The 23,075-nt window shown below is 36.5% G+C and carries 24 protein-coding genes and 2 pseudogenes; 20 read left to right on the forward strand and 6 right to left on the reverse strand.

All coding sequences use genetic code 11. The features are described 5' to 3' along the window. Positions 1 to 449 precede the first annotated feature (449 nt). From LA20531_RS07520 to LA20531_RS07550, 7 genes are all read left to right on the forward strand, one after another. Entirely contained in the window at positions 450 to 950 is a 501-nt protein-coding gene (locus LA20531_RS07520; RefSeq protein ID WP_056939858.1) for a hypothetical protein, read from the forward strand. Between the two features lie 273 nt (positions 951 to 1,223). Then, the gene (locus tag LA20531_RS11260) at positions 1,224 to 1,433 is read left to right on the forward strand and encodes a hypothetical protein (protein WP_201779572.1); all 210 of its coding nucleotides are present in this window, start codon (positions 1,224 to 1,226) and stop codon (positions 1,431 to 1,433) included. Positions 1,434 to 1,473: 40 nt separating this feature from the next. Next, positions 1,474 to 1,731, forward strand: coding sequence for a hypothetical protein (locus LA20531_RS07530; RefSeq protein WP_056939857.1), 258 nt, complete (start codon positions 1,474 to 1,476; stop codon positions 1,729 to 1,731). Between the two features lie 42 nt (positions 1,732 to 1,773). Continuing rightward, a complete protein-coding gene (locus tag LA20531_RS07535; protein ID WP_162252724.1) occupies positions 1,774 to 2,298 on the forward strand; it encodes a PTS sugar transporter subunit IIA in 525 nt (174 codons plus the stop codon). A gap of 310 nt (positions 2,299 to 2,608) precedes the next feature. Next, on the forward strand, positions 2,609 to 3,484 hold the full coding sequence (locus LA20531_RS07540; protein WP_418287802.1) for a PRD domain-containing protein: 876 nt from the start codon (positions 2,609 to 2,611) through the stop codon (positions 3,482 to 3,484). Then, on the forward strand, positions 3,484 to 5,364 hold the full coding sequence (locus tag LA20531_RS07545; protein WP_056939855.1) for a PTS beta-glucoside transporter subunit IIBCA: 1,881 nt from the start codon (positions 3,484 to 3,486) through the stop codon (positions 5,362 to 5,364). The genes LA20531_RS07540 and LA20531_RS07545 overlap by 1 nt, the downstream gene beginning before the upstream one ends. 12 nt (positions 5,365 to 5,376) lie before the next feature. Then, on the forward strand, positions 5,377 to 6,861 hold the full coding sequence (locus LA20531_RS07550) for a glycoside hydrolase family 1 protein (RefSeq protein WP_056939854.1): 1,485 nt from the start codon (positions 5,377 to 5,379) through the stop codon (positions 6,859 to 6,861). An 87-nt stretch (positions 6,862 to 6,948) separates the two neighbouring features. Here LA20531_RS07550 and LA20531_RS12015 read toward each other — a convergent pair. After that, positions 6,949 to 7,068 (reverse strand): annotated as a pseudogene (locus LA20531_RS12015) (IS3 family transposase); the annotation flags it as partial. 228 nt (positions 7,069 to 7,296) lie between these two features. Here LA20531_RS12015 and LA20531_RS07560 point away from each other — a divergent pair. The 5 genes from LA20531_RS07560 to LA20531_RS07575 all read left to right on the forward strand — a co-directional run bounded on the left by LA20531_RS07560 (position 7,297) and on the right by LA20531_RS07575 (position 10,398). Continuing rightward, positions 7,297 to 8,565: a hypothetical protein gene (locus tag LA20531_RS07560; protein ID WP_056939853.1), complete on the forward strand. Its 1,269-nt coding sequence runs from the start codon at positions 7,297 to 7,299 to the stop codon at positions 8,563 to 8,565. Further along, a complete protein-coding gene (locus LA20531_RS07565; protein ID WP_157771645.1) occupies positions 8,499 to 8,924 on the forward strand; it encodes an IS1096 element passenger TnpR family protein in 426 nt (141 codons plus the stop codon). Before LA20531_RS07560 ends, LA20531_RS07565 begins: the two co-directional genes overlap by 67 nt. Positions 8,925 to 8,962: 38 nt before the next feature. Next, a complete protein-coding gene (locus LA20531_RS11635; protein WP_236704145.1) occupies positions 8,963 to 9,154 on the forward strand; it encodes a DUF6978 family protein in 192 nt (63 codons plus the stop codon). Continuing rightward, positions 9,155 to 9,430, forward strand: a complete 276-nt coding sequence (locus LA20531_RS11640; protein WP_375711701.1) for a DUF6978 family protein — start codon at positions 9,155 to 9,157, stop codon at positions 9,428 to 9,430. It begins immediately after the preceding gene. Positions 9,431 to 9,834: 404 nt separating this feature from the next. After that, positions 9,835 to 10,398, forward strand: a complete 564-nt coding sequence (locus tag LA20531_RS07575) for a GNAT family N-acetyltransferase (RefSeq protein WP_013438575.1) — start codon at positions 9,835 to 9,837, stop codon at positions 10,396 to 10,398. A gap of 32 nt (positions 10,399 to 10,430) precedes the next feature. On the opposite strand, the gene LA20531_RS07580 is transcribed toward LA20531_RS07575, so the two are convergent. Both LA20531_RS07580 and LA20531_RS07585 read right to left on the reverse strand, forming a co-directional pair. Then, a complete protein-coding gene (locus LA20531_RS07580; RefSeq protein WP_046433849.1) occupies positions 10,431 to 10,931 on the reverse strand; it encodes a hypothetical protein in 501 nt (166 codons plus the stop codon). Between the two features lie 399 nt (positions 10,932 to 11,330). Further along, a pseudogene (locus LA20531_RS07585) lies at positions 11,331 to 11,744 on the reverse strand (SEC10/PgrA surface exclusion domain-containing protein); the annotation flags it as partial. Positions 11,745 to 12,421: 677 nt separating this feature from the next. Between LA20531_RS07585 and LA20531_RS07590 the strand changes: the two are divergent. From LA20531_RS07590 to LA20531_RS07615, 5 genes are all read left to right on the forward strand, one after another. After that, positions 12,422 to 13,759, forward strand: coding sequence for a family 4 glycosyl hydrolase (locus tag LA20531_RS07590; protein WP_013438573.1), 1,338 nt, complete (start codon positions 12,422 to 12,424; stop codon positions 13,757 to 13,759). A 128-nt stretch (positions 13,760 to 13,887) separates the two neighbouring features. After that, a complete protein-coding gene (locus LA20531_RS07595; protein WP_013438572.1) occupies positions 13,888 to 14,658 on the forward strand; it encodes a MurR/RpiR family transcriptional regulator in 771 nt (256 codons plus the stop codon). A 19-nt stretch (positions 14,659 to 14,677) separates the two neighbouring features. Continuing rightward, positions 14,678 to 15,673: an asparaginase gene (locus tag LA20531_RS07600; protein ID WP_046433853.1), complete on the forward strand. Its 996-nt coding sequence runs from the start codon at positions 14,678 to 14,680 to the stop codon at positions 15,671 to 15,673. A 292-nt stretch (positions 15,674 to 15,965) separates the two neighbouring features. Then, positions 15,966 to 16,265, forward strand: a complete 300-nt coding sequence (locus tag LA20531_RS07610; protein ID WP_013438569.1) for a hypothetical protein — start codon at positions 15,966 to 15,968, stop codon at positions 16,263 to 16,265. A gap of 115 nt (positions 16,266 to 16,380) precedes the next feature. Next, positions 16,381 to 16,773 carry a PTS sugar transporter subunit IIA gene (locus tag LA20531_RS07615; RefSeq protein ID WP_013438568.1) on the forward strand — a complete coding sequence of 131 codons (393 nt, stop codon included), beginning with the start codon at positions 16,381 to 16,383 and terminating at the stop codon, positions 16,771 to 16,773. A 23-nt stretch (positions 16,774 to 16,796) separates the two neighbouring features. Here the strand turns inward: LA20531_RS07615 and LA20531_RS07620 are convergent, their stop codons facing one another. Then, entirely contained in the window at positions 16,797 to 17,498 is a 702-nt protein-coding gene (locus LA20531_RS07620) for a hypothetical protein (protein WP_056939851.1), read from the reverse strand. A 95-nt stretch (positions 17,499 to 17,593) separates the two neighbouring features. On the opposite strand from LA20531_RS07620, the gene LA20531_RS07625 reads away from it, so the two are divergent. From LA20531_RS07625 to LA20531_RS07635, 3 genes are all read left to right on the forward strand, one after another. Beyond that, positions 17,594 to 18,868 carry a TcaA 3rd/4th domain-containing protein gene (locus LA20531_RS07625; protein WP_056939850.1) on the forward strand — a complete coding sequence of 425 codons (1,275 nt, stop codon included), beginning with the start codon at positions 17,594 to 17,596 and terminating at the stop codon, positions 18,866 to 18,868. Between the two features lie 146 nt (positions 18,869 to 19,014). Continuing rightward, positions 19,015 to 19,764: an ABC transporter ATP-binding protein gene (locus LA20531_RS07630; RefSeq protein WP_056939849.1), complete on the forward strand. Its 750-nt coding sequence runs from the start codon at positions 19,015 to 19,017 to the stop codon at positions 19,762 to 19,764. Between the two features lie 12 nt (positions 19,765 to 19,776). Next, positions 19,777 to 21,579 (forward strand): FtsX-like permease family protein, encoded by a 1,803-nt coding sequence (locus tag LA20531_RS07635; RefSeq protein ID WP_056939848.1) that lies wholly within the window; start codon positions 19,777 to 19,779, stop codon positions 21,577 to 21,579. Between the two features lie 50 nt (positions 21,580 to 21,629). On the opposite strand, the gene LA20531_RS07640 is transcribed toward LA20531_RS07635, so the two are convergent. Then, entirely contained in the window at positions 21,630 to 22,280 is a 651-nt protein-coding gene (locus LA20531_RS07640) for a histidine phosphatase family protein (RefSeq protein WP_056939847.1), read from the reverse strand. Between the two features lie 70 nt (positions 22,281 to 22,350). Further along, a complete protein-coding gene (locus tag LA20531_RS07645) occupies positions 22,351 to 23,037 on the reverse strand; it encodes a M57 family metalloprotease (protein WP_056939846.1) in 687 nt (228 codons plus the stop codon). Positions 23,038 to 23,075: the final 38 nt, after the last annotated feature.

A 23,075-nucleotide genomic window follows, 5' to 3' on the forward strand; every position in this document is an offset into this window, starting at 1 on the left:
ATTACCTTTTTCAATGCTCTGATGACCTGATTTAATTGATACAGCAGACAAGTTAAAGCTGCCATAACGATGATTAGCAAGTAAACTAATTCAAGCATCTGTGGAGGCTCCTTTCGTTGGATTTCTCTCATAAAAAGGTCCTTCTTTCTATTGAAAAAAGTACTCCATTTCTTTGCAGGAAAATATTTTAGCAAATGTATATTAAAAGTAAAAATTTAAGCTAATAATGTATCTTGTTATTTAAAATAGACCTTACTTTGAATTTAAATCCTTGATATTATGCAATTGATAGTAAATGTATTTATTATAGCAGCCTATTTCTATCTGAATATAGATTTAGTGTGTTATTTAAAAACGGCGCCTGTTTTAAGCTCATGACATATTTTTAATTCTCCGTACCAACTCAATCAGGTTTATACTAAAAAATGAGTAGTAATAAGGAGAAAAACATGAAGATCAAAAGAATTTTAGCTTTTTTGGCAGGGATGTTAATTGCTATTTCAGCAGTTTGGATAACTAATCAACCTGAGCAAGTAAGTGCATCTGTTTTTCAAAAGACCGCAGTGCCTAAGAAGTTCTGCGGCACTTGGTATAGATATTGGGGTAATGGAAAAGTTAAGCCATTCAAGATTACACGTACCGAAATCAATTTAGACGGCTGTGCTGACGGCAAGGGAGGAGTCTACAAATATACTAAACGGGCATATAATGCCAAAAGCGGTAGTTCGCACCTATTAATTAAGACTAAGGGCAATAGAATGTGGATATGTAGCCCACACGGCCAGACGTCAGCTGCGTATGTCACCGGCGACCGTAAAAAGCTCTATGTGGTTGTCGATACTTGGGTAGATACGTATTTTAAGAGCAAATCCGCAGCCAGAAAAAACTATAAAGCCGATAGAAGCATGAGCAGGAGAAATCAGCTTTCTAAGTTGGTGTGGGGTAATTAGTTGAGGAAGCTGCACCGCCTGTTAAACAATTGAGGCAACAACTCAGCTGTGACATAATATAAGCAATGGGAGAAAAGCTCCTTTATAAAATTTACGCGGGACAATGGTCTCTTGGCACTCATTTTTTGGATGAGTGTCTTTTTTGTTTGGGATGTATTTTATTTAAATTTATTTTCGAACATATATTCCCTTAATTAAAATTAGGGTAATACTTATATTATTAATTTTTAGATATAAATTGGATGTATGAATTGGATATTATAATTTAAGGATATGAGTAGAATCGATAAATTAAAAGTAAAAATAAATGATCCAACTAAGGATTTTACATTTGATGAAGCAAAAATATTAATGAATCATTTTAATTTCAAGTTGACAAATAAAGGACGAAGTAGTGGCTCTCGTGTGCAATTCAACGTGGCGATGTTAAAACTGATTTACACAAACCACACCCTCGAAATACTCTTAAAGCATATCAAATAAGAGACTTGAAAGAGGGGCTAAAGAAAGCAGAGATCAGATTATGAGTTTACTCGAATACAAAGGATATAGAGGGACAATTGAAACAGAAGACGATATTTTATTTGGTCATGTTTTAGGTTTGAAAAATACAATTATTTCTTATGAAGGAAATAATATTGAGAAATTAAAAGCTGACTTTAAAAATGGAATAGATGACTATTTAGAAAATTGTAGTATAAATGGTGAAAAGCCAGAAAAAGTAAATAATAAATTAGCTAAATCTGAATGGAATGATATTTTTTCTGTAGGTTCAGCGTAATATATTTTGATATATGATAATGTAGCTGTTCTTTCAAATAGATTGGAACACCAATTCTCAAATTATATTAGTATTAAGGGTATAGTTACTGACCCAAGTCAAATTAAAACTTTTAGATCAAAAATTGATATTATTGTTGCTGTGAATTCCAATTATATAGATCATAGTATAGGTGCAGTTAGTATTTCTCAATTTCTTTTACCTGATGATGTTCAGAAATTACATGTTGCCATAACTACTAAACAGCATCAAGTAAAAAAGGATAAATTTCAAGAACGCTTATTAACTTTTTTTGATAGTGATAATTTCGTCAGAAGTACTAATTTAAATGATATTAATCAAATATTTGACACTGTTTCATATAATTTTGAAAGGCAAGGTGTAGTACAATCTGATTTTAAGAAACGTTTGTATCAACGTGAGAAAATGTCGAGTACTGCCTTTGGTAGAATTGCAATTCCGCATTCATTGGATATGTCTGCTCAAAAAAGCAAGGGTTTTATCATTATTAATTCACATGGAATTAAGTGGAGTGATAATAATGAAGTGTATCTAGTAATTGCTTAGCAATTGATCCAAATAATAAGCAACTATTTAGGGAAGTGTTTGATGAGTTATCAGATGTTGTAACTGATATAAATAATGTTACAGAATTAATTAAGTGTAAAAACTATAGTGAATTTATTGTTAAGTTAGTAGAATTACTTTAATAGTTTATATAAGGTAAAACGTTGTTGGATATTAATAAAAAATAATGATTGCTTTTCTAATTAGAAAGCGGTATCATAACTGTAACAAGTGAAAATGAGTGAAATTGTTAGCCAATAATTGGTGCAGGCTCACTTATCCCTTTAAAGGGATGAGTGAGCCTTTTTGTATGAAAAAGGGAGGTATGAATATTGTGCGTATTAAACAGATTCTTAACAATGGTGCAATAGTCACTACTAAAAAGGATGGCGAAGAAGTTGTAGTTCTTGGAAAAGGAATAGCTTTTGCCAAAAAAGTTGGTGACGAAGTTGATAAAACGAAGATCTATAAGATATTCACCCCTTTTGATGATAATCAGCGTAACAACTTGTTAAAAACAATTCATGAAACAGATCCAATATTCTTTCAGATTTCGGAGAAAATCGTTGATCGATTAAAGAAAGAGGAAAATATTGATCTGGCAGATAGTGTGTATATTACATTAACTGATCACTTGGCAACAAGTGTAGAACGTGGAAAGAAGGGATTGTATCTCAGTAATAGCTTTCTCTGGGAAATACAAAATTACTATCCTAAAGAATATCAATATGGTTTATGGGCACTTCAACTGTTAAATAATCAATTCAAATTGCAGTTTCCTGAAGATGAAGCTGGTTTTATTGCGATTCATATTATTAGTGGTGAATTAGGAAATGATATTGATGATTTTAAGAAATCAATAGATTTTATCAAAGAGATTACTAAAATAGTTCGGTATTATTTCAAGATAGACATAGATTATCAATCAGCTGCTTATAACCGTTTTGCGCTGCATCTAAAATTCTTCTGGAAGTACATGATGTACAAGAAAGGAGAACGAGGCTTAGGTGATTTAAGCGATGAAATTTTAAAAGTAATAAAATCTAGTGATATTGATGCATATAAATGTTCATTAAAGATAAAACAGTTTATTGCTGAGAAATATAATTACGACTTGACTAATGAAGAAATAATGTATTTAGCGATCCATATTAATAAGATCACTTCTGATTTGAGGAGAAAATAATGAAATATGAAAAAATGAACCAGGAAATTCTGGAAGCAATAGGTGGAGAAGAAAACATCCAATCGGTTGTTCACTGTTCAACTAGATTAAGGTTTGTCTTAAAGGATGAAAGTAAAGCAGATGATAAAAAGGCTGAAGCAATTGATGGAGTTTTACAAGTTGTTAAGAAAGGTGGGCAATATCAATTAGTTATTGGTAATACTGTTGAAGATGTATATGATGATTTGATCAAGATGATTCATATCAATAATAACGATAGTGATAATAAGCCAAAAAAGAAGCAAAACTTATTTGACACTATCATTGGAGCTATTACTGGTTCTATTGCACCTGCAATTCCTTTGCTTGCCGGTGCCGGTATGGGCAAAGTTTTGCTCCTAATCTTAACTATTTGTCATGTTTTATCAGATAAGAGTCAAACATACCAATTACTGAATTTAATCTTTGATACTGGATATTACTTCATGCCAGCTTATGTTGGCTTTTCAGCTGCTAAGATTTTCAATACTGATAGAATGCTAGGTGCTTTTATTGGTTTAATGACGGTACATCCAAGTTGGGTACAAATTGTAACTGCCAATAAGCCCTTCCATTTTTTAGGATTGCCAGTTCCTTTAGTTCAATATTCATCTACTTTAATCACCGCGATTCTTTCTGTATGGATTATGTCTTATATTTACAGATTCGTTAGAAAAATCACACCTGGAATGGTTAAAGTCTTTATGGAACCGATGCTTACTATGTTGATCACGGGTCCATTAGTATTCTTGGTCATCGGGCCTATTTCAAATTGGATTTCGCAAGGTATTGGTTTTATTGCTATGTGGCTTTATCACAATGCAGGAGTTATTGCTATTCCACTCTTGGCAGCTTTGTATCCTTGGCTTGTTTCTATTGGTATTCACAAAGCTTTGTCACCAATCAGTATTCAATTAGTCGCTACTCAAGGTTTTGATCCAATTATTCGTGTTGTTGCTTTATGTTCAAACATGTCTCAAGCAGCTGCTTCACTTGCAGTTGGTTTGAAAACTAAGAATAAAAAACTAAAATCCTTGGCTCTTTCATCAAGTGCAACTGCATATCTTGGTGGTATTACTGAACCAGCCTTATTTGGTGTTAACTTGAGATTAAAGAAACCTATGTATGGTGCAATGATCGGTGGTGCAATTGCTGGTGTTGTTGCTAGTTTTATGAAATTAAAGGCATTCATTTATGTAACACCCGCTTTCTTAAGTTTGCCAATGTGGGTATCTAAGAGTGAAAACTTTGTTGTTCAAGCTATTATAGTTATTATTGTCGCAAGTATAGCTACTTTTATTGCAACTTGGATGATTGGATTTGATGATCCTGTAGATAAAAGTCAAATTAAAGAAGCCAAAAAGGAAGAAAAGAAGAAATTTGATAAAGATCATGAAAAACATGAGTTACATGCACCTGCTAAAGGTGATTTAGAAGATGTTTCTAAGGTTGATGATCCAACTTTTGCTAGTGGTGTCATGGGTAAAGGCATTGCAGTAATTCCAAGTGAAGGTAAAATTTTTGCACCAGATGACGGAGTTGTTACAGCAACGTTTGATACTCATCACGCTATTGGTTTGCATCTAAATAATGATGCTGATGTTTTGATCCACGTTGGTATTGATACAGTTGAAATGAAGGGTAAGGGTTTTAACCAATTAGTTAAAAAAGGCGATAAGGTTAAAGCTGGTCAAGAGTTACTTGACTTTAATATTGATGAAATTAAGAAGGCAGGTTATGATCCAACAGTTATTATGATCGTAACTAACCCTAAAGATTTCTTGGAAGTACTTACTGTATTAAAAGATAAAGATGATACTAAAAAAGTTACTAATCAAGATAATGTAATAATTTTAGCTTAGAGGTTGCTTAATATGACTGTATATAATGTTCCACATGATTTTTTATGGGGAGTTGCTACTTCAGCTAATCAGGTAGAAGGAGCATGGAATAAAGATGGCAAAGGAATGTCAATCGCTGATTGTGAGCGCTTTAATCCTTATCAAGATCTAAACGATTATCAAAAAGTGAATGACATGACAACTGCTGAGATAGAAAGTGCAATACAGGATAAAAGCAGTAAATCATGGGGTAAACGCCACGGTGTAGATTTTTATCATTATTATCAATCTGATCTGAAATTATTGGCAAAAACAGGAATTAATTCTATGAGAATATCAATTGCTTGGAGTCGAATTTTTCCAAATGGAGATGACATAAAGCCTAATCCAAAAGGCTTAGAATTTTATGATCATCTTTTTAATAAGATGAACGAGCTAGGTATTCAACCGGTTGTAACCCTTTCACATTATGAAATGCCTTTAAATTTAGTCCTTAATTATAATTCATGGTATGATCCTAAGATAATTGATTATTTTGATCGATTTTCAAAAGTGGTAATAGAACGCTACCATGATAAAGTGAAATATTGGATTCCAATTAATGAAATTGATAGTATCATTAGGCATCCTTATTCTTCAGCCGGATTGATAAAAGATCGTTTTCCAAATAAAGATTTTAAGGAAGTTATATACCAGTCAATGCATCATCAATTTGTTGCTGCTGCAAAAGTAACGAAATATATTCATGAAAATTATCCTGATCTTAAAGTTGGAAGCATGATCACAAGTACTATGGTATACCCATATAATAGTGACCCTCGTAATATGCTTAAAGCAACCCAGGTTATGAGACAAAGCTATAATTTTAGTGATGTACAATTACGTGGAAAATATCCTCAAGTGCTTTTAAAGCAAATGAAGGATATGGGAATCCATGTAAAAATGAGTAATGAGGACTTACAACTAATTAAAGATAATACCGCTGATTTTGTTGCTTTTTCTTATTATTCCTCAGTATGTACAGCATATGATACTGAAGGGTTAAAAATTACCAAAGCCAATAGAACTACTGGTGTTTATAATAAGTATCTTCCAACAAGTGAATGGGGTTGGCAAATTGATCCGATTGGATTACGCATTACTTTGATTAATTTGTATGATCGCTATCAAAAACCTGTTTTTATTGTTGAAAATGGCCTTGGCGCTAAAGATAAATTAACTCCCGATTTTAGAATTCATGATCAATATCGAATAGATTATCTACGTGCTCACATTAATGAAGTACTAAAATCTCTATCTGAAGATGGTATTGAATTAATGGGCTATATGATTTGGGGCGCAACTGATATGGTATCTGCATCAACTACCCAAATGTCTAAGAGATATGGCTTGATCTATGTTGATTTAGATGATGAAGGCAATGGTACTTATAAACGATATTTAAAAGATTCCTACTATTGGTATCAGAAATTGCTTTCGTTTAAAGATGAAATTCCAGTCAGTTATCTGACCAAATAACAAAATACTTCTTTCCCCTAAGAAGTGTTTATCAAAATAAAAGGACACATGATTTTAAACTGAACTGAGACCTAAAAATTAGACAGTTTAAAATACAGGATTAATAGCGGCTTGATTCCGATATTCTTTCAGAGTTAAGCTTTTTAATCCGCTCTTTATCCTTTCTTCGTTATAGTATTTGATATATTCTTCGATTGCTTGAGCTAAAGGAAAGAATAGTTCTATCTCGAATGCTGATATTGTAAAATTTCATCATTTAGAAGTTTTACAATAGGCATGAACCAAGTTGTAGTTAATCACTACAGCTTTTTATTTTAATAAAGTAGAAAAAGGCATCTCTAAAACAGGGATGCCTATTTTTATGTGTTAAACACATATTATTCACGGTATCTGATATGATAAAGGAAATGAAAACGTTAAAAAGGAGGCTAGATTATGCCATTAATTCAATACGGTCAAGATCTTTATGAAGAACTTGGCGACAATACTTCTACTGCCCAAGCTACGCCTTTTAGTAATTGGCAGTTGACGAAGTTTACTTTTAATAGTAAAAAGTATTATTTGTTTGTAGAAATCGATACCGGTTTGGTTGTTGTTACACAAAAGATCGATAAAAGCGAATTTGATGATGTGTTAATTGGGCTAAGTCATGCCTGGGATTACATTGTTCAAAATCAAAGAATAGATATTGCAAATGCTAATCTTGAGACTGAATTTACTTTTGCCCATAATGACTTGGTTAATAGTGAAGTGACGGCCAAGATACAAAATTACATTGAAGAGGGCTCACAGTTAAAGCAAAAATTGACTCTTTATCATGATGATGAATTAAACTATGCAGAAAAATTAACTGTGATGTCATTAATTTTGATGACTTTTTCTGATCCTTCAAATGATGTTGTTGAGAAAATTGCTGAAAAGGCTAATGAAGTTTTCCCAGTTAAAACTCAACGTCCGAAAAGCAATACCAAGTATTGGGATTTAAGAATGCAGTTTGAAGATCCCGACCACTGGAAACAATATGAATACCAGGATATATCTGACAACGCAAAAATAAGTAATGAAATTAAGCAAAATAATGAAAAGCTAGTTGATCAGTATTTTAAATATGCGCAGGTAGACTATCGTAGATATTTGATTGATCATAAGAGACAATTGCTGGATTTCGTCAATAGCTATTTGCTTAATAATGAACTTCGGTTTGTGAACAGTAATTTAGGGGATGTCGCTTATTATATCTGGTGGGGAGTTAACCGTGTATATCAAGTAGATGATAAAATTCCTAAGAAGAAAAAAGACTTGATGGTCGACCAGCTACTTGACATGTTTAGTGATTTCTATTTGTTTTTGAGTAGAGTAGGCCTAATCAGACAGGCAGATGCCAAAAAAATTAAGCAATTTTGTGAGGAACAGCATGAGTGGTATTTTTATTCTGAGCTAGAAAATGACGAATATTTTGGCGATGATATTGGCTTTGAAGAATTTGCTCATGATATTATGGATAATCCTGATAAGTTTCGTAAAATAGCTCAGGCTAAAGAAACTCCACCTGAAGTTGTGAAAATTATTACCGACATGTTAGATTTGGTTGATATGATGCCGAAAAGATCTATATGTTTAATGTGGATTGGGGTCACATGTATGATCTTTACAATCCTGAAACAGGCGTCCGGTATGAAAATCAACGGAATATTGACGCAATGAGTGAATGGGGACCGCGTGACTCTATTAATTCTGAGAAAGTAAAGGTTTCTGCTTTTAATGAGGGTGAAAAGCTGTTGCTATCATATGATTATGGAGATGGCTGGGAGTTTGAAGTTAATATCAAGAAAATTGATGACACTAAGGAACCACCTAAATATCCATATATTATTTCAGGTAAGGGCTTAGGAATCATTGATGATATTGGCGGTGTTTGGAGTTTGGAAGATTATTACAATACCCCGGAAGACGAGATGGATCCAGAGTTACTTGATTGGATAGGTGGAGAGAAGATAGATCTTGATAAATTTGATAAAGAAGAATTAAATGAAGGCTTACAGCATCCGCCATATTGGGAATAATACAAAAAATGCATCCCTAAATTAGATGGATGAACAGGATGCAGGAAAAAGAACAATTAGAAGAAATCAGTAAAATGATTAAATCTATTAAGCGAATAATAGAGCAAAATCAGTATATTCATATTCCTCCATTTGGACAATCAAAGCAATTGAATCTGAAGAGTAATAATTATGCTTTTTTCTTAGATCTTAATAGAAAAGGACATAAAAGACCAAAATGTACTTTTTAACTGAGAGAAAAGAGAAATAAAGAATTGCCTTTGGTTAGGATTGATATTATTGGTAGACCACATCAAAACCCAGATGGTGATTTTAAGTGGGCAAATCAGGTGGTAAAATGTCCGCATTTGCATAGAGCTGACTTTCCTAAATATGGTACTCACGTTGCTGTACCACTTTTAAAAGATAACGGTAACTTTAAGTTAAGTGAACAAGATTTAAATAATTTAATTTTGTGCTTAAAGAAAGCATTAAAATTCTTGAATGTAGAAGTAGCGTTGTTGTAGCCGCATTGTTGGCAGAGTCGGATCAATTCCGGCTCTTTTTTTTGCAATAAAAAAGCGAGGACTGCAAACATTGCAATCCTCGCCTTTAATATCCAGAACACAGATCAAGCGCCTGTCTATGCTAGAGGCTCCAGGCCTGATGGGTGTCTTGATATGTGGTATTTTTTATATTTCGATTGAAAGAATAATGGCCTTCTTCAAAATTCAATATCACAACAGCACCTCATTTCTACAAATCTGGGTTATGAATTTTTATCATAAAGTAAGCGCTTACCTTATTTACCCTTAATATATCATAAAATCGCCGAATTTTGTAGCATTTTAATTCTAGAAAGGGCAAAAAGAGTTAAAACATGTTACATTAGATATAGACAATATAGTAATTATTATTTTTAGAGGTAGAAATGATTAGACAAGCAAGAAAAACAGATTTTCCATTTGTATATCCTATTCTTAAGCAGATTTTTGACGAAATGCAGATGAAGTCGATCGAATCATTGCCAGAAGACCAATTCTATAGTTTGATGAAGCTCGGCTTTATTTCTGAAGACTATCGTTATTCTTACCGCCGTGTTTGGGTAGACGAAAGAGAGGGCAGAGTCGTTGGTATTCTCGACATGTATCCATACAAGGACCAAAAGATCATTGATGTTGTTTTGCGTCACAATTATGCTAAAACTGGCTTGCCAATTTCAACTGTGATTTTTGATGATCAAGAAGCTTGGCCACATGAGTGGTATATCGATTCCTTAGCTGTTCATCCCGACCACTGGGGTGAAGGAATCGCCAGCAGCTTGATGGATGAAGCTGAAAAGATTGCCAAGGATCATGGCTATAACATCATCAGTTTAAATGTGGATAAAGAAAATCCACGTGCACAAAAGCTCTATGTTCATAAAGGTTACGAAGTAGAGAAGTCAATGACCATTGGCGATCGTACTTACGACCACATGATCAAACATATTTAACGGCAAAAGGGATGCGAGAGGCATCCCTTTTTTTACGCATTTGATGGCAACATAAATCTTACTTCATTGTAGATATCCAATGCATTCTTCTTATGTCCATGAGCCAGCCAATCAGTAACGTGCGAGAACAGCACAGAAGTGAAGCCTTTGATGTGGTTATTTGAATAATCGCTGTTAAACAAGTGTGTTTGCATTTCTTTGAAAAAGGCGTTGCTGATGTCTTGGCAGATGTGACGGGATGCATTTTTTGATGCCAAATGATAAACATTAATGTAGAACAGGCGAGTGCGATCGATTTGTTTGAGATAAGCATAAATAATCTGTTCGGTGTCGTAGTCGCGGTAATCTAAAAAGTGCTGATGAATCTCATGTTGAATCGCATCAGAAAACAAGTCCGGCATGCTTGAGTATCTACTGTAGAAAACGCTACGCGTGATACCGAGTGCATCACAAAATTGCGTTACAGAATATGTCTTTAATAATGTAGTAGCTAATTCCTCTTTTAAAATTCTAATTGCTATATTTCTATTCATACATAATTCCCCTTTATATAATACTTAATTAAATTACACCTATCTCTAACTTTCTCACTCACTTCATGGTTATAAAATATATCAGGAGTGGAATAATATAGCAATAGTCTTTTTTTATAATAATTTGTTTATAGCTTGATGTAAGCATAATCCACGCGCTTAATGTGCTTACAGGTAATGCAAAAAATTTTTTGTAGAATAAAAAAACATAACTACTGTAAATGAACAATAATCATGCGTAATCGCTGAAAACGTTGATTTAACAACATTCTTACTCAAGAATGCTTTAGTACCGGGATTTGTAGCTATATAGTTAATCATTAATCTTATCTAATGGAAGATACAAAAAGGAGCAGGCTGTATGAAAATCGTGGGGCAAATTAAAACTATAACGTCAAATTAGTGGTTAAACTTCTTGTAGTTTTGGATGTAACGTTTTGCAACGCCCATCATGTGAACACTGATCTTGCTTGGGTCATCCTTCAAACCACTGAAGCTAACACCAAAGTACTTAGTCTTAGTATCGTAGTTCTTGGTACGGCAACCAAGCAAGTCGCCTGCGTGTTCCCATTCAGTGTATCTTGAAGAATCATTCATTTGGCTGTCTGAACCAGAGAAGCCACCGAAAAGCATTTGCTTAACGTTAAAGTAAATTTGGTTCTTCAAAGCTGACATGGTACGCATGTTAGCTTTGTCGATACCTGGAACATAGTGATCAGCATCCCAGCAAGATTTGTCGTGATTGTAGTATTGGTCAGCTACACGATCAGCAAAGTGTAAAGCACCAGTCTTGTAAGTCCAAGATTGCTTGCCTTACCAGTTTGGTTCCATTTAATAACGCCTTTTGAGATAACAAAACATATAGTTTTGCGTCAAAAATGCTGTTATTTTAAGATTTAAGCGCTAAAAAAAGCAATTCTATACGGCTAATAAATGATTTTATGTTTTTTTATCGAAAATCAGAATATTTAAATAGTTAATAGATATAACACAAATTATTTGAAATAAGTAAAATCAAAAAGCTAAGAAATACCGTTATATCGGCGATTTTTAGCACCTAATCCATATTAACTATATGAATACATAAATAAAAAATAGCAATAATTGCGTGCTCATAAAAAACACAATATATGGCTAAAAAGGGCATCTCAGGCTAAATCTAGCAATTAAAGCTATGTATAACTAACAAAATATCCAATACGTCAAATTAATCCTATACGTTATACAATATAGGCTCTATTTGAAATAACAGATTGGCTAAGTTTTTTCTCTTCTTTAATAATTTCTCTCGGTTAAAGTAACAGGATAGCTATTCCGTATATGGTATAAAAAATATTTCATGGGTCGAAACGAGTTCCAAGCCGCGAAACAAAGTCTGAAGGCAATGAAAACGAATACATTTTCAAAAAATGATGATATAAATATAACCGTAAGGTAAATGAAACGGAACAAAAGAAGAGATAAAAACTTATTCAAAGGAGAGAAATAAGATGAACGGTAAGAAATATTCAGTAGTTATTGCCGGTGGTGGTAGTACTTTTACACCAGGATTTGTCCTCGACTTAATCAAGAGCCAAGACAAGTTCCCAATGAGACAATTGAAGTTCTACGATAACGATGCAGAACGTCAAAAGAAGATTGGTGAAGCTGTTAAGATCATCATGAAGGAAAGAGCTCCACAAATTAAGTTCTCATACACCACTGATCCAAAGGAAGCTTTCACCGACGTTGACTTCGTAATGGGTTCAATTCGTGTTGGTAAATACCACATGAGAAGCTTGGATGAAAAGATCCCATTGAAATACGGCGTAAATGGTCAAGAAACTACCGGACCCGGAGGAATGGCTTACGGTCTTCGTTCAATTCCTGCCATCATTCAAATCATTGACTGGATGCAAGAATACTCACCAAATGCTTGGATGATCAACTACTCCAACACCATTGCGATCGTTGCTGAAGCTTGCCGTCGTCTTCGTCCAAACGCAAAAGTTATCAACATCTGTGACATGCCTATTGATGACATGGACAGAATGGCAGCTATCTGCGGTCTTAACAGCTGGCATGACATTGACTTCAACTACTACGGCTTGAACCACTTCGGCTGGTGGAAAGAAGTTAGAAACAAGAAGACCGGCGAAGACTTGATGCCTAAACTTAAGGAATACGTTAAGGACCATGGCTATTGGGTAGGCGGTGAATACGACAAGAATACTGAAGCTTCATGGGAAGCAACATTCAAGAAGGTCGCCGACGACTACAAGATGGATCCAGAAACCTTGCCAAACAATTACATGCAATACTACTACTTCCCACAATATGAAGTAGCAAACGCTGATCCAAAGCACACTCGTACCGATGAAATTCGTGAACACCGTCAAAAGATTGTCTTCGGTGAATGTGAACGTATCGTTAAGGCTGGTACCGCTAAGGACAACATTTGGGACATCTCAGGTTTGCACTCAGAATATATAGTTGATATTATTCACGCTATTGCTTTTAACACTCACGAAAAGTTCTTGGCTAACTGCCCTAATAATGGTGCCATTTCTAACATGGATCCAGATTCAATCGTTGAAGTTCCTGCATTATTCGGTGCTGATGGTATTCAACCTATGGCAACTGGTAAGGCCGGCCGCTTCCAAAGAGGTTTGATGATGGAACAACAAACTTGTGAAAAGTTGGTTGTTGATGCCTACGTTGAACATTCTTACCAAAAGATGCTTCAAGCCTTCGCTTTGAACAAAACTGTACCAGACGCTTCAGTTGCTAAGAAGATTTTAGATGACATGATTCCAGTTAACGCTCCATACTGGCCAGAATTGAAATAATCCAGTTAAACTGCACACCTTTAAAACAAAAAATGAAAGGATAACCGTCTATGTGGCGGCTATCCTTTTTGCGTCTAACATGATATTCTTTTGGTAAAGACAAAATATAGGAAAGAAAGGAAAAAAAGATGGATTTAGAAGCAGCAGTCATGAAGAACAAAGAAGCTTTTAACGAGACTGATAAGGCGATTGTGAGCTACTTGTTGCAGTATCCTGAAGCTGCCAGCAAGTTGAGTCTGATGGAACTTGCACAGAAGCTGTATGTTTCTAAGTCCGCTATTTTTCGTTTAAGTAAAAAGCTGGGGTTGAGTGGTTTTAGCGAGTTGAAGTTTGAATTGTCTGAATTAACGGCTAAAAAGGCGCAGCGCGAAAAGTATGCGCAAGGTTTGAATTTTGACGCTAATTTGCAAAAGATTCTGGAAGAGACCGTTAAGTATTTTAAGGGTTTGAATCTGACTGATTTGTTCAATGATTTGGATCGCGCTGAAACAATTTATATTTATTCAACCGGTTGGCAGCAGCAAATCATTGCGGAATATTTGGCCCATTCCTTTTTCTTGATTGGTAAAAAAGCGATTATTCTGCCGAGTGCGCGCGACGAAGTTTCGATGCTAGGGCGGTCGGTGAAAACCAACGACATGCTGTTTGTGATTTCGTTTGGCGGCTTTAACAAGACGATTCTGGAAGAGCTAAAGAAAATCGATGCGGTCAATAACCAATTGAAGCTGGTTTCTTTGACTAGTTGGCAGCCAGGAAAGATTGCCTCACTGAGTAATTACAGCTTTTTCTTTAAAACGACGCCATTTCAGTTTAGCAATCAGAATGCGGTCACGTTCAGCTCAGCCTATGTTTTGATCGATTTGTTGATGAATGAGTACGGCAAGCATTGCGGTTTGTAAAAAATAGAGGATATAGATTATGAAGAAATTATTATTGCTATCAACAGGGGGCACGATTGCTTCTGTAGCATCTAACGCTGGTTTGGTACCTAAGGAAACTGGCGAAGAGTTAATCAAGATGCTGGGTAAATTGCCTTATGACATTCACGTCGAGGATATCTTGCAGCTGGATTCATCCAACATTCAGCCGGAAGAATGGAAGTTTATCGCACAAAATATCTATAAATACCGCAATGATTATGATGGCATCGTCGTTTCACACGGTACGGATACGATGGCATATACCGCTTCAATGCTGTCTTTTATGTTGAAGAATATTAATATCCCGGTCGTTTTAACGGGGAGTCAGGTGCCAATTAACATCGTCTTAAGTGACGCCCACGACAATTTGCGTTTGGCCTTTGCGGCTGCCGCTACTTGTCCGCCTGATATTTATTTGGCCTTCCACAACAAGGTAATGTTGGGTTGTCGCTCAGTGAAGGTGCGGACAACCAACTTCGATGCCTTCGAAAGTGTGAATGTGCCACCTGTAGCCACTGTTTCTTCTGATGGTTTGGTCTTCAATACTGACGACCATTTTCAAAAGAAGCACGATGGCGAGCCGGTTTTGAATACCAAGATCAATTCACACGTTTCTTTGGTCAAATTGTTCCCTGGTTTTGATCCGAATTTACTGTTTGCGATGGTAGATAGCGGCTGTCGCGGGATCGTTATTGAGGCCTATGGTTTGGGCGGGATGAACTTTATTCGCCGCAATATGGTAGCCGCAATCGGTAAGTTAATCCGTCGCGGCATCCCCGTCATCGCCAGCAGCCAATGTTTATATGAACGTAGCGATTTAACCAAGTACGAAGTAGGACGTGAAGCCTTGCTTGAAGGTGCGATCAGCGCCTGCGATATGACGTCTGAGAGTGCGATCACTAAGTTGATGTGGGCTTTAGGCCAAGGCATGGATGTCCACGAAATCGATGATTTTTTCAATACTAATGTCGCTGGCGAAGTAACTCTTAAGTAAGTTTAAAAATTGTTACAATTTGGTTAAATGTAAGCGTACTCATTCCCGCGATGGCAAGCTCCGTGTATAATATAGAGGCAGAAGGAGCGTTTCCCGGATGAAGAGTAAAGTTTTAGAAAAAATATGGATTATTCTGGCAGCATTAGGTATTGGCGCTTCCCTTTTTGTCAATAATTCCAACAAGCTAATCGAGTCTAATACATCACACTTTTCCAACGCAATAATTAGTAAAAAGTAAATTAATTCAGTCACGCAAGTGGCTGTTTTTTTATATAATAAAGAAAAACATGAAATGGACGTGAATGAATTGGATAATTTTGAAGAAGTTAGAAACAATTTGCAAATGATTGAAGAAATGCTTAACCGCATGCCACTTGAACACGGTGGTGAGAATGATGTTTTTGCAGTGACTGCTAAGGATATGGACGATTTGCTCAGCAATGTAACCCCAGACATGAACGGCAAAGATGTTGTAGAAAAGGCTAAGCCAATTTTGCACACTTGCCACAAGGTTTTGGAATTGCGCAAGAAGGAAAATCGTTTGACTCCAGAACAAGAATCTTTGCTTGAAGACATCGAAAAGCTTGACTAAGAGTTTAATTGGAAAAAAATTATAAAACGGCCTGAAACAGGTACTGCGTGAGCTTCTGTGTTAAAATGTAAGTATAGAAATCGCTTACATTTAATACAAAAAAGAGGTAAAAATTATGGAACTTTTAATTGCAACTCATGAGGGCCTTGCTTCAGGCCTTGTTTCTGCACATGACATGCTGGTAGGCAAAAACGACCAAATTATGACAATTGAACTTAACGACAGCGGCATCAGAGACTTCCGCAGACGTTTTGCTGAATTGATGGACAGACATCAATCAGGTCAAGTTTTGATTTTGACTGATTTAAGAAATGGTACGCCACACTTGGTAGCTAAGGAATATGAAGAAGCTCACCCAGACAGCGTAAGAGTGGTTAGTGGTGCTAACTTGCCAATGGTTTTGGAATTAGGCCACAATTTAATTAGCGCTAATTTAGATGATGTCGCAAGAAGAGCCATCCAAGTTGGTCGCGGCGACATCGAAGTTGATAAAATGCAATTGGCATAAAGAAAAGACGGTATTTCTACCGTCTATTTTTTTGCAAAAAAGTGTTTGATTTTAGTGAAGATATTTTCTGGTTTTTGATTAGAATCATCAATGTTAGTAGGTTGAGTATTATTCTCCTTATTTTCTTGTTTAGTAGAAGAATAATATTTAGCCTTTTTTAGATTCTTATTTTGATGATGATTAGTCTTTTTCTTAGTACTTTTATGATCAGATAAGCGAATATGCTGGGTGGTTATGCTCTTTGATTTTCGATTGAAATAATGCTTTTCATCGGTCTGAGCTTCCATCGCAATATCAGGTCTGATGTAGTAAAGATCCCTACTTTCATAGCTGTTGATCAAGAAGACCAAAATATCATGCAGGTCGCAAATGCAGTGCCAGGCCTGCTTTTTATCAGGTTCTAACTTGCTATCATGAATGGCGGCGTTACCCATACGGCGGACTTCGTCGAATAAATCCATGATGCTAAGCGGATAATTAACCTCTGAGCGTAAGTAATGTGTATCGTTTCGCAAATTGCGGTATTCGCCATCGCGGATCGGATAATACTGGTTTAAATTTTCTAGCTTAAAAATCTTCTTCACGATCGTTTCAAGCAGCAGGCGTGCATTACTGATAACATCGCGATAGTCATCGAGCGCATATAACTTATAAATTTTTTCTGCAGCAGGATATTGTTCATTGAAGTACTTGCTGTCTTTTAAAAAATCAAAATTAATTTCCATTATGTTTCCCTTTGATTAATTCAAAAAAGATATTTGCTATTTTAGCTCAACTTGGTACCCTAGTAAAAAAAGGCATTTTCAAATAGGGTGTAAACATGAAAAAACATAAAAAACTTTGGGCAACAGGGATCATTATTGTCTTAATCGGTATTCTCGTTGCCGCTGGTAATTTTTATTATACAAAAGATCGGCAAATTAACCGTATTGTGACGAATTTACGCAATCCAAAAACTGGAATGGCAAAATACGTAACAGCTTCAACGCCAGATATGAACGTCACCGATAGCAGTTTAAAACCGCTCCAAAGCTATTTTAAAGAGCATAAGCAAGCTGCTAACCGTTTAGCTTATAACTTGCGTCACAACCGTGATAGCGGCGAAATTCAGTTGGTAGAATCCGGCAGATACTTCCTGCTCTTTCCAAAATACACGCTGCGTGTGCAAGTCTATCGTCCGCAGATTAAGACCAACCACGCTGGTTCAACTTTGATGATTAACCACAAAAATTATGGTCAAATGGAAGGTGGCAACCAGAACTACTACCAAGATTTAGGCATGGTTTTCCCAGGACGCTACCACATTTCAGTTAAATCAACGGTTAACGGCCGCAAGCTTGATGCCGATTCAATCGTCAATATTTGGTCCAACAAGACCGTCGATATGAATATCAAGACGGCTACGTTCCAAATCCGCAGCGTGCCTAACGGCGTTATCTACGTCAACGACCGTAAGGTAGGTAAGCTCAACAAGTACGGTAATTATACTTTTAAAGACTATCCAATTGCTAAGCGCATGGAAATCTACATCCAAAGCACCGTTAACGGCAAGAAGATTAAGTCCGAAACGGTTAGAGACTTGTCACAATCAATCAGCTCAGAATTTAGCGATAGTGAAGATGATGTGACCGACTACGACAATACCGCCGATACTTACCAAGGCAACAGCGAAAAAGACGTCTACCAAGATGAGGAAGGCGACTACATTGTCAATCCGATTTGGCCTGGTTTGATTCAGGCGGGGGATGCCGCTAGAATGCTCTACAACAACTTCAAGGAGCCAGACGCCGAAGCCTTTGAAAATGGTGAAGATAATGCCGACTACAAGAAGATTGCTAAGCAAGTTAAGGCTTGGAAGAAGAAAAAGAATCTTAAGAAGTACAGCGTGAAGGTGAAGGTAATCTCAGTCTTGCCAGGCGAACGCAATTACAGCAATGTGAACTATGAAGTAACCTTTATCAGAAAGTTTAAGGACAAGAGCAAAAAGAAAGAGAAGTTGTCATACCAGAACGCTATTTTCCATCGAGTCGATGGTCAACAAGAGATTCAAACTTTAGGAAAGTGCAGATTAATCAAAACAAAAACTAGCAATTAAAGCTTGATGTTATAGGCTTTTCCACTTGTTAAAAAGTGGGAAAGCTTTTTTTGTGCCAAAAACAGATTGACAAAATTGTAATATCATATTACTGTATTAATTGAATAATACAGTAAAACAAAAAGCAGAGAAATGAGGTTTTTAAAATGAATGAAATTCTTGTGGTGAACAATATCACCAAGACTTACGGGAAAAAAAGCGAAAAACAATACCAAGCTTTGAAAGGCATCAACTTCAAGGTCGCTTCAGGCGAATTCGTCGCAATCATGGGTGCTTCAGGCTCTGGTAAGACTACCTTGTTAAACATTCTTTCAACGCTTGATAAGCCAACTACCGGCCAAGTTTTTATCAACGGTAAAGACATCAGCAATTTAAATGCCAACCAAATGGCTGACTTCCGTAGTAAGGAAATTGGATTTATCTTCCAAGACTTCAACTTATTGGAAAATTTGACCAACCGTGAAAATATTGCGTTGCCACTCAGCTTGCGCGGTATTTCAACTAATCGCATTAATCCACTTGTGGATAAAATTGCAGCTAAGTTGGGGATTAAAGAAATTTTGGACAAATATCCAGCTGAAATTTCTGGTGGTCAAAAGCAGCGTGTTGCTTCAGCTCGCGCACTTGTTCACGAACCAGCCATGCTGTTAGCCGATGAACCAACCGGTGCGCTGGACTCTAAGAGTGCCCGTGAACTTTTAAATACAATGGAAAACTTAAACAAAAACGATGGCGTAACTACTTTGATGGTTACCCACGATCCATTTTCCGCCAGCTTTGCCAACCGCATTTTATTTATCAAAGACGGTAAGATCGGTGAGCAAATGGTAAAGGGTAACAAGAGCAGAACTGATTTCTACCATGAATTAATTGCTCACTTAGGAACCGAAGAATAGGAGGTGAGAAGCATGATTTGGAAGCTATCCTTAACTGGGATTAAAAGCCGGTTAAAAGACTACACGGTGCTGTTTTCAGGGCTAGTTGTAGCCAGCATGATTTTCTACATGTTCTTGTCTTTGGCCATTAATCCCGGTTTTATGAGTCACGACGTTAACGCACCGGGAAATTACTTAAGCTTTATTTTCGGCTTTGGTATTGTCCTGCTCGCAATTATCACATTTGTTTATCTGGTTTACGCCAATTCGTTTTTGCTGAGCATGCGTCAGCACGACTACGGCATGTTTATGATGCTGGGGGCAAAGAGTTCCAGGATCGGTTTATTGATCTTCTGTGAAACTTTGCTTACAGGAATTATTGCAGCCGTACTTGGTATTTTTATTGGGTTTGGCTTAACCGCACTTATTTCTAAATTATTAATTGCTAACCTTGGTCTTAAAATTACACACTTCCAAGTAATTTTGCCTAGTGCGATTATTTGGACCTTGATCTTCTTTGTTGCAATTTTCTTCCTTGCTGCTTTAAGAAACGCGCATAAACTCGTTAGAAGTAAAGTCATTGACTTGCTTCACGAAAGTCAAAAGCCAATTAAACTTAGCCGTAAAAATGGTTTAAGAGTTTTTGAGGCAATTTTAGGTATTGTACTTTTAGCAGCTGGTTACTACATCATGAGGATGCCAGCTAGCGCAATTTTCTTCATCATTCCAGCTGCTTTAATCACTATTGTTGCTGGTACCTACTTCACTTTCGACTCTCTCTTCACTCTCATTATTAATTTCCTACTTAAAAGAAAGAACTTCGCTTACCGCGGTATTCGTATTTTCACTCTAGGTCAATTAAAATTCAGAATTCGCGATTACACCCGTATTCTTTCAGTTATCTCACTACTTTTCGCATTAGCACTTGGTGCCATTACTGTTGGTCTTAACTTCAACTCTTTGAATGACCAAGCTGTAAAAAGCACATACTATGACGCCACAATCATTGAAAACAGTCCGGCTGTTCAAAAGAATGTGGATAAATTAGACATCAAAACCAGATCGACATATCACTATGTTGAAACTAAAAAAGACGTTTACTTCGATAAAAGTGAATTTGAAAAGACACCATTAAGAGACGTTAAGTTTAAACAAAACGGTAATAACTTCCCGATTTATAAACCAGTTACGCTTAAAACTAGCGAACTCACTATGAAAGACAGTTACGCTGGCAATGTTTTGAGAATTCAAACTAATACTTTAGGTAAGACAGTCAAATTAGTTTCATCCAATCAGTTAAAGAATATCCAAGGACAAAAGAAGTTTATTACTTTAATTACAGTAAAAAACTTTGTTAAGGATTACCCAACTTTGATGAAATTGGAGAAGGTGCAACTGGCATCTAATCCAGCCATGGCTCAAGCTTTGTCACAAACCAAACCATTCTCATACCAAATGATTTTGGGTTTTACCAGTGGTTTCGAATTCATGGGGTTCTTCCTGGGAATCGCATTCCTCACCATGCTCGCATCCACATTGATGTTCAAAGTTTTGAGCGGCGCCGCCAGCGACAAGATGCGCTACGAAATGCTTTATAAGATTGGTACTAGAAGAAAGGTGCTCAAGCAATCCATTAGACACGAAATTGGCGTGTTATTCCTTCTTCCTGGGATCCTCGGTGTGATCGACGTCTTGTTTGGACTCAGATTATTTACAGCACTTTTGCCACATCCATACATGGGCTTCTGGGTACCATTCTCAATCTTCATTGTTCTCTACTTCATCTACTATGCCGTTACAGTTAAACTGTATGAAAACCTTGTTTTGCAAAAATAGATAAAAATAAAGAAAGCAGTTTTCCAATTGGAAAGCTGCTTTCTTTTTGGCTATAAATGCATCTTGTTCCAGCTAGGGATCTTAATCTCGCCCTTGTCACTCATTGTCATAATGGTGATTGAAGCGTTTCTAGGACCCGGTACAAGAGGGATGTTATCACCGTAGCGGTACCACAAACTTCTAATAGTAAAGCCGTGTGTTACAAGCAAAATATTTTCGGCACCATCAAGTTGGCTGATCAACTTAAAACCTTTATCAAGACGTGCCCAATATTCTTCAGCGTTTTCTGCATCGTGGTATGGGTCGGCATCCTTAATCCAGTCCTTGATCGTATCGATACTTTCGTGGGCAAATAGTTCTTGTCTAGTTGCGTAGCCGTGGCTGCCACCGATCATGCGCCAGGCCATTTCAGAATCGAGTCCTTCGAAGTAGCCATAGAATTGTTCTCTAAAGAATGGGCTAGCAAGGTGTTGCAATTCATCCTTGTTGACGTTGTGCTTCATGATGATTTCACAGGTATCGCTAGCTCTCTTTAAGTCACTAGACAAAGCAATATCGAATGGGACGTCCTTTAAAGCTTCACCGGCCTTTTCAGCACCTTCAATGCCTGGTTCAGTTAATGGAGTATCGCACCAACCTTGCATCTTGTTGTAACGGTTAATATAAGTTTGACCATGTCGAACGACATAAATTCTCTTCATTTCTGTCTCCTTATAAAAATAAAAAACTCACCTTTTATTTTATTTAAAAAAGGTGAGCAGATAAAGCTAATTATTTTTCATGATAAATTTTTCTGACGTTCTGAATATCTTGTGGTTGAATCGTGTAGATCGAACCTTTAGGATACATGACTGACACGGAATTGGTGTGGTTTAAACCGATTGCGTGGCCCAATTCGTGTTCAGCCGTGTTGACGATGCGGTTGTTGCTGTAGCCGTACCACTCGTTTTGCAAGTAGTAGCGGTTCAAGTGTACGTCGGCTTTTAACAAATGACCCGTTGATGGGTTATAAGTCGTTGCCGTTTCACCGGCTGCATTGGTATCGCTGTCGTCAACCGTGCTGATCACGATCTGGGCGCGACTTTTATCATCAGTTTGGTGGAAAGTGAAAGCACCCGTTCTGTTCCAGGCGTTCATCGCATCGATTGCGGCCGAACGCAACTGGAGGTTGTTTTTAATATCAACATAGACATTGGCTTCAGGCTTTGGCCAAACACGAGTCTCAGAAGAATTATCATTTTCAGTTTTATCAGTATTGGTTTTTGTATTTGAATTAATGCCATTTTTGGGCGCTGTTGCCGTTCCCGTCGCGAGCAACTGGTTGATGCGATAGCTGAGTGTCGCTAAGGAATCATTGGTTGCTATTTGGAAGTCAGGATTATTTTTATAAGTCCAAACACCAAAGGCGAGAAGAGCAAGCAAGAAAATATTTCGAATAAATCTAAAAAATGTTCTCATACTTTATTTTCAACTCCAATGCTGAAATTATAATCTTT

Source organism: Lactobacillus amylovorus DSM 20531, assembly GCF_002706375.1.
GTDB lineage: Bacteria > Bacillota > Bacilli > Lactobacillales > Lactobacillaceae > Lactobacillus > Lactobacillus amylovorus.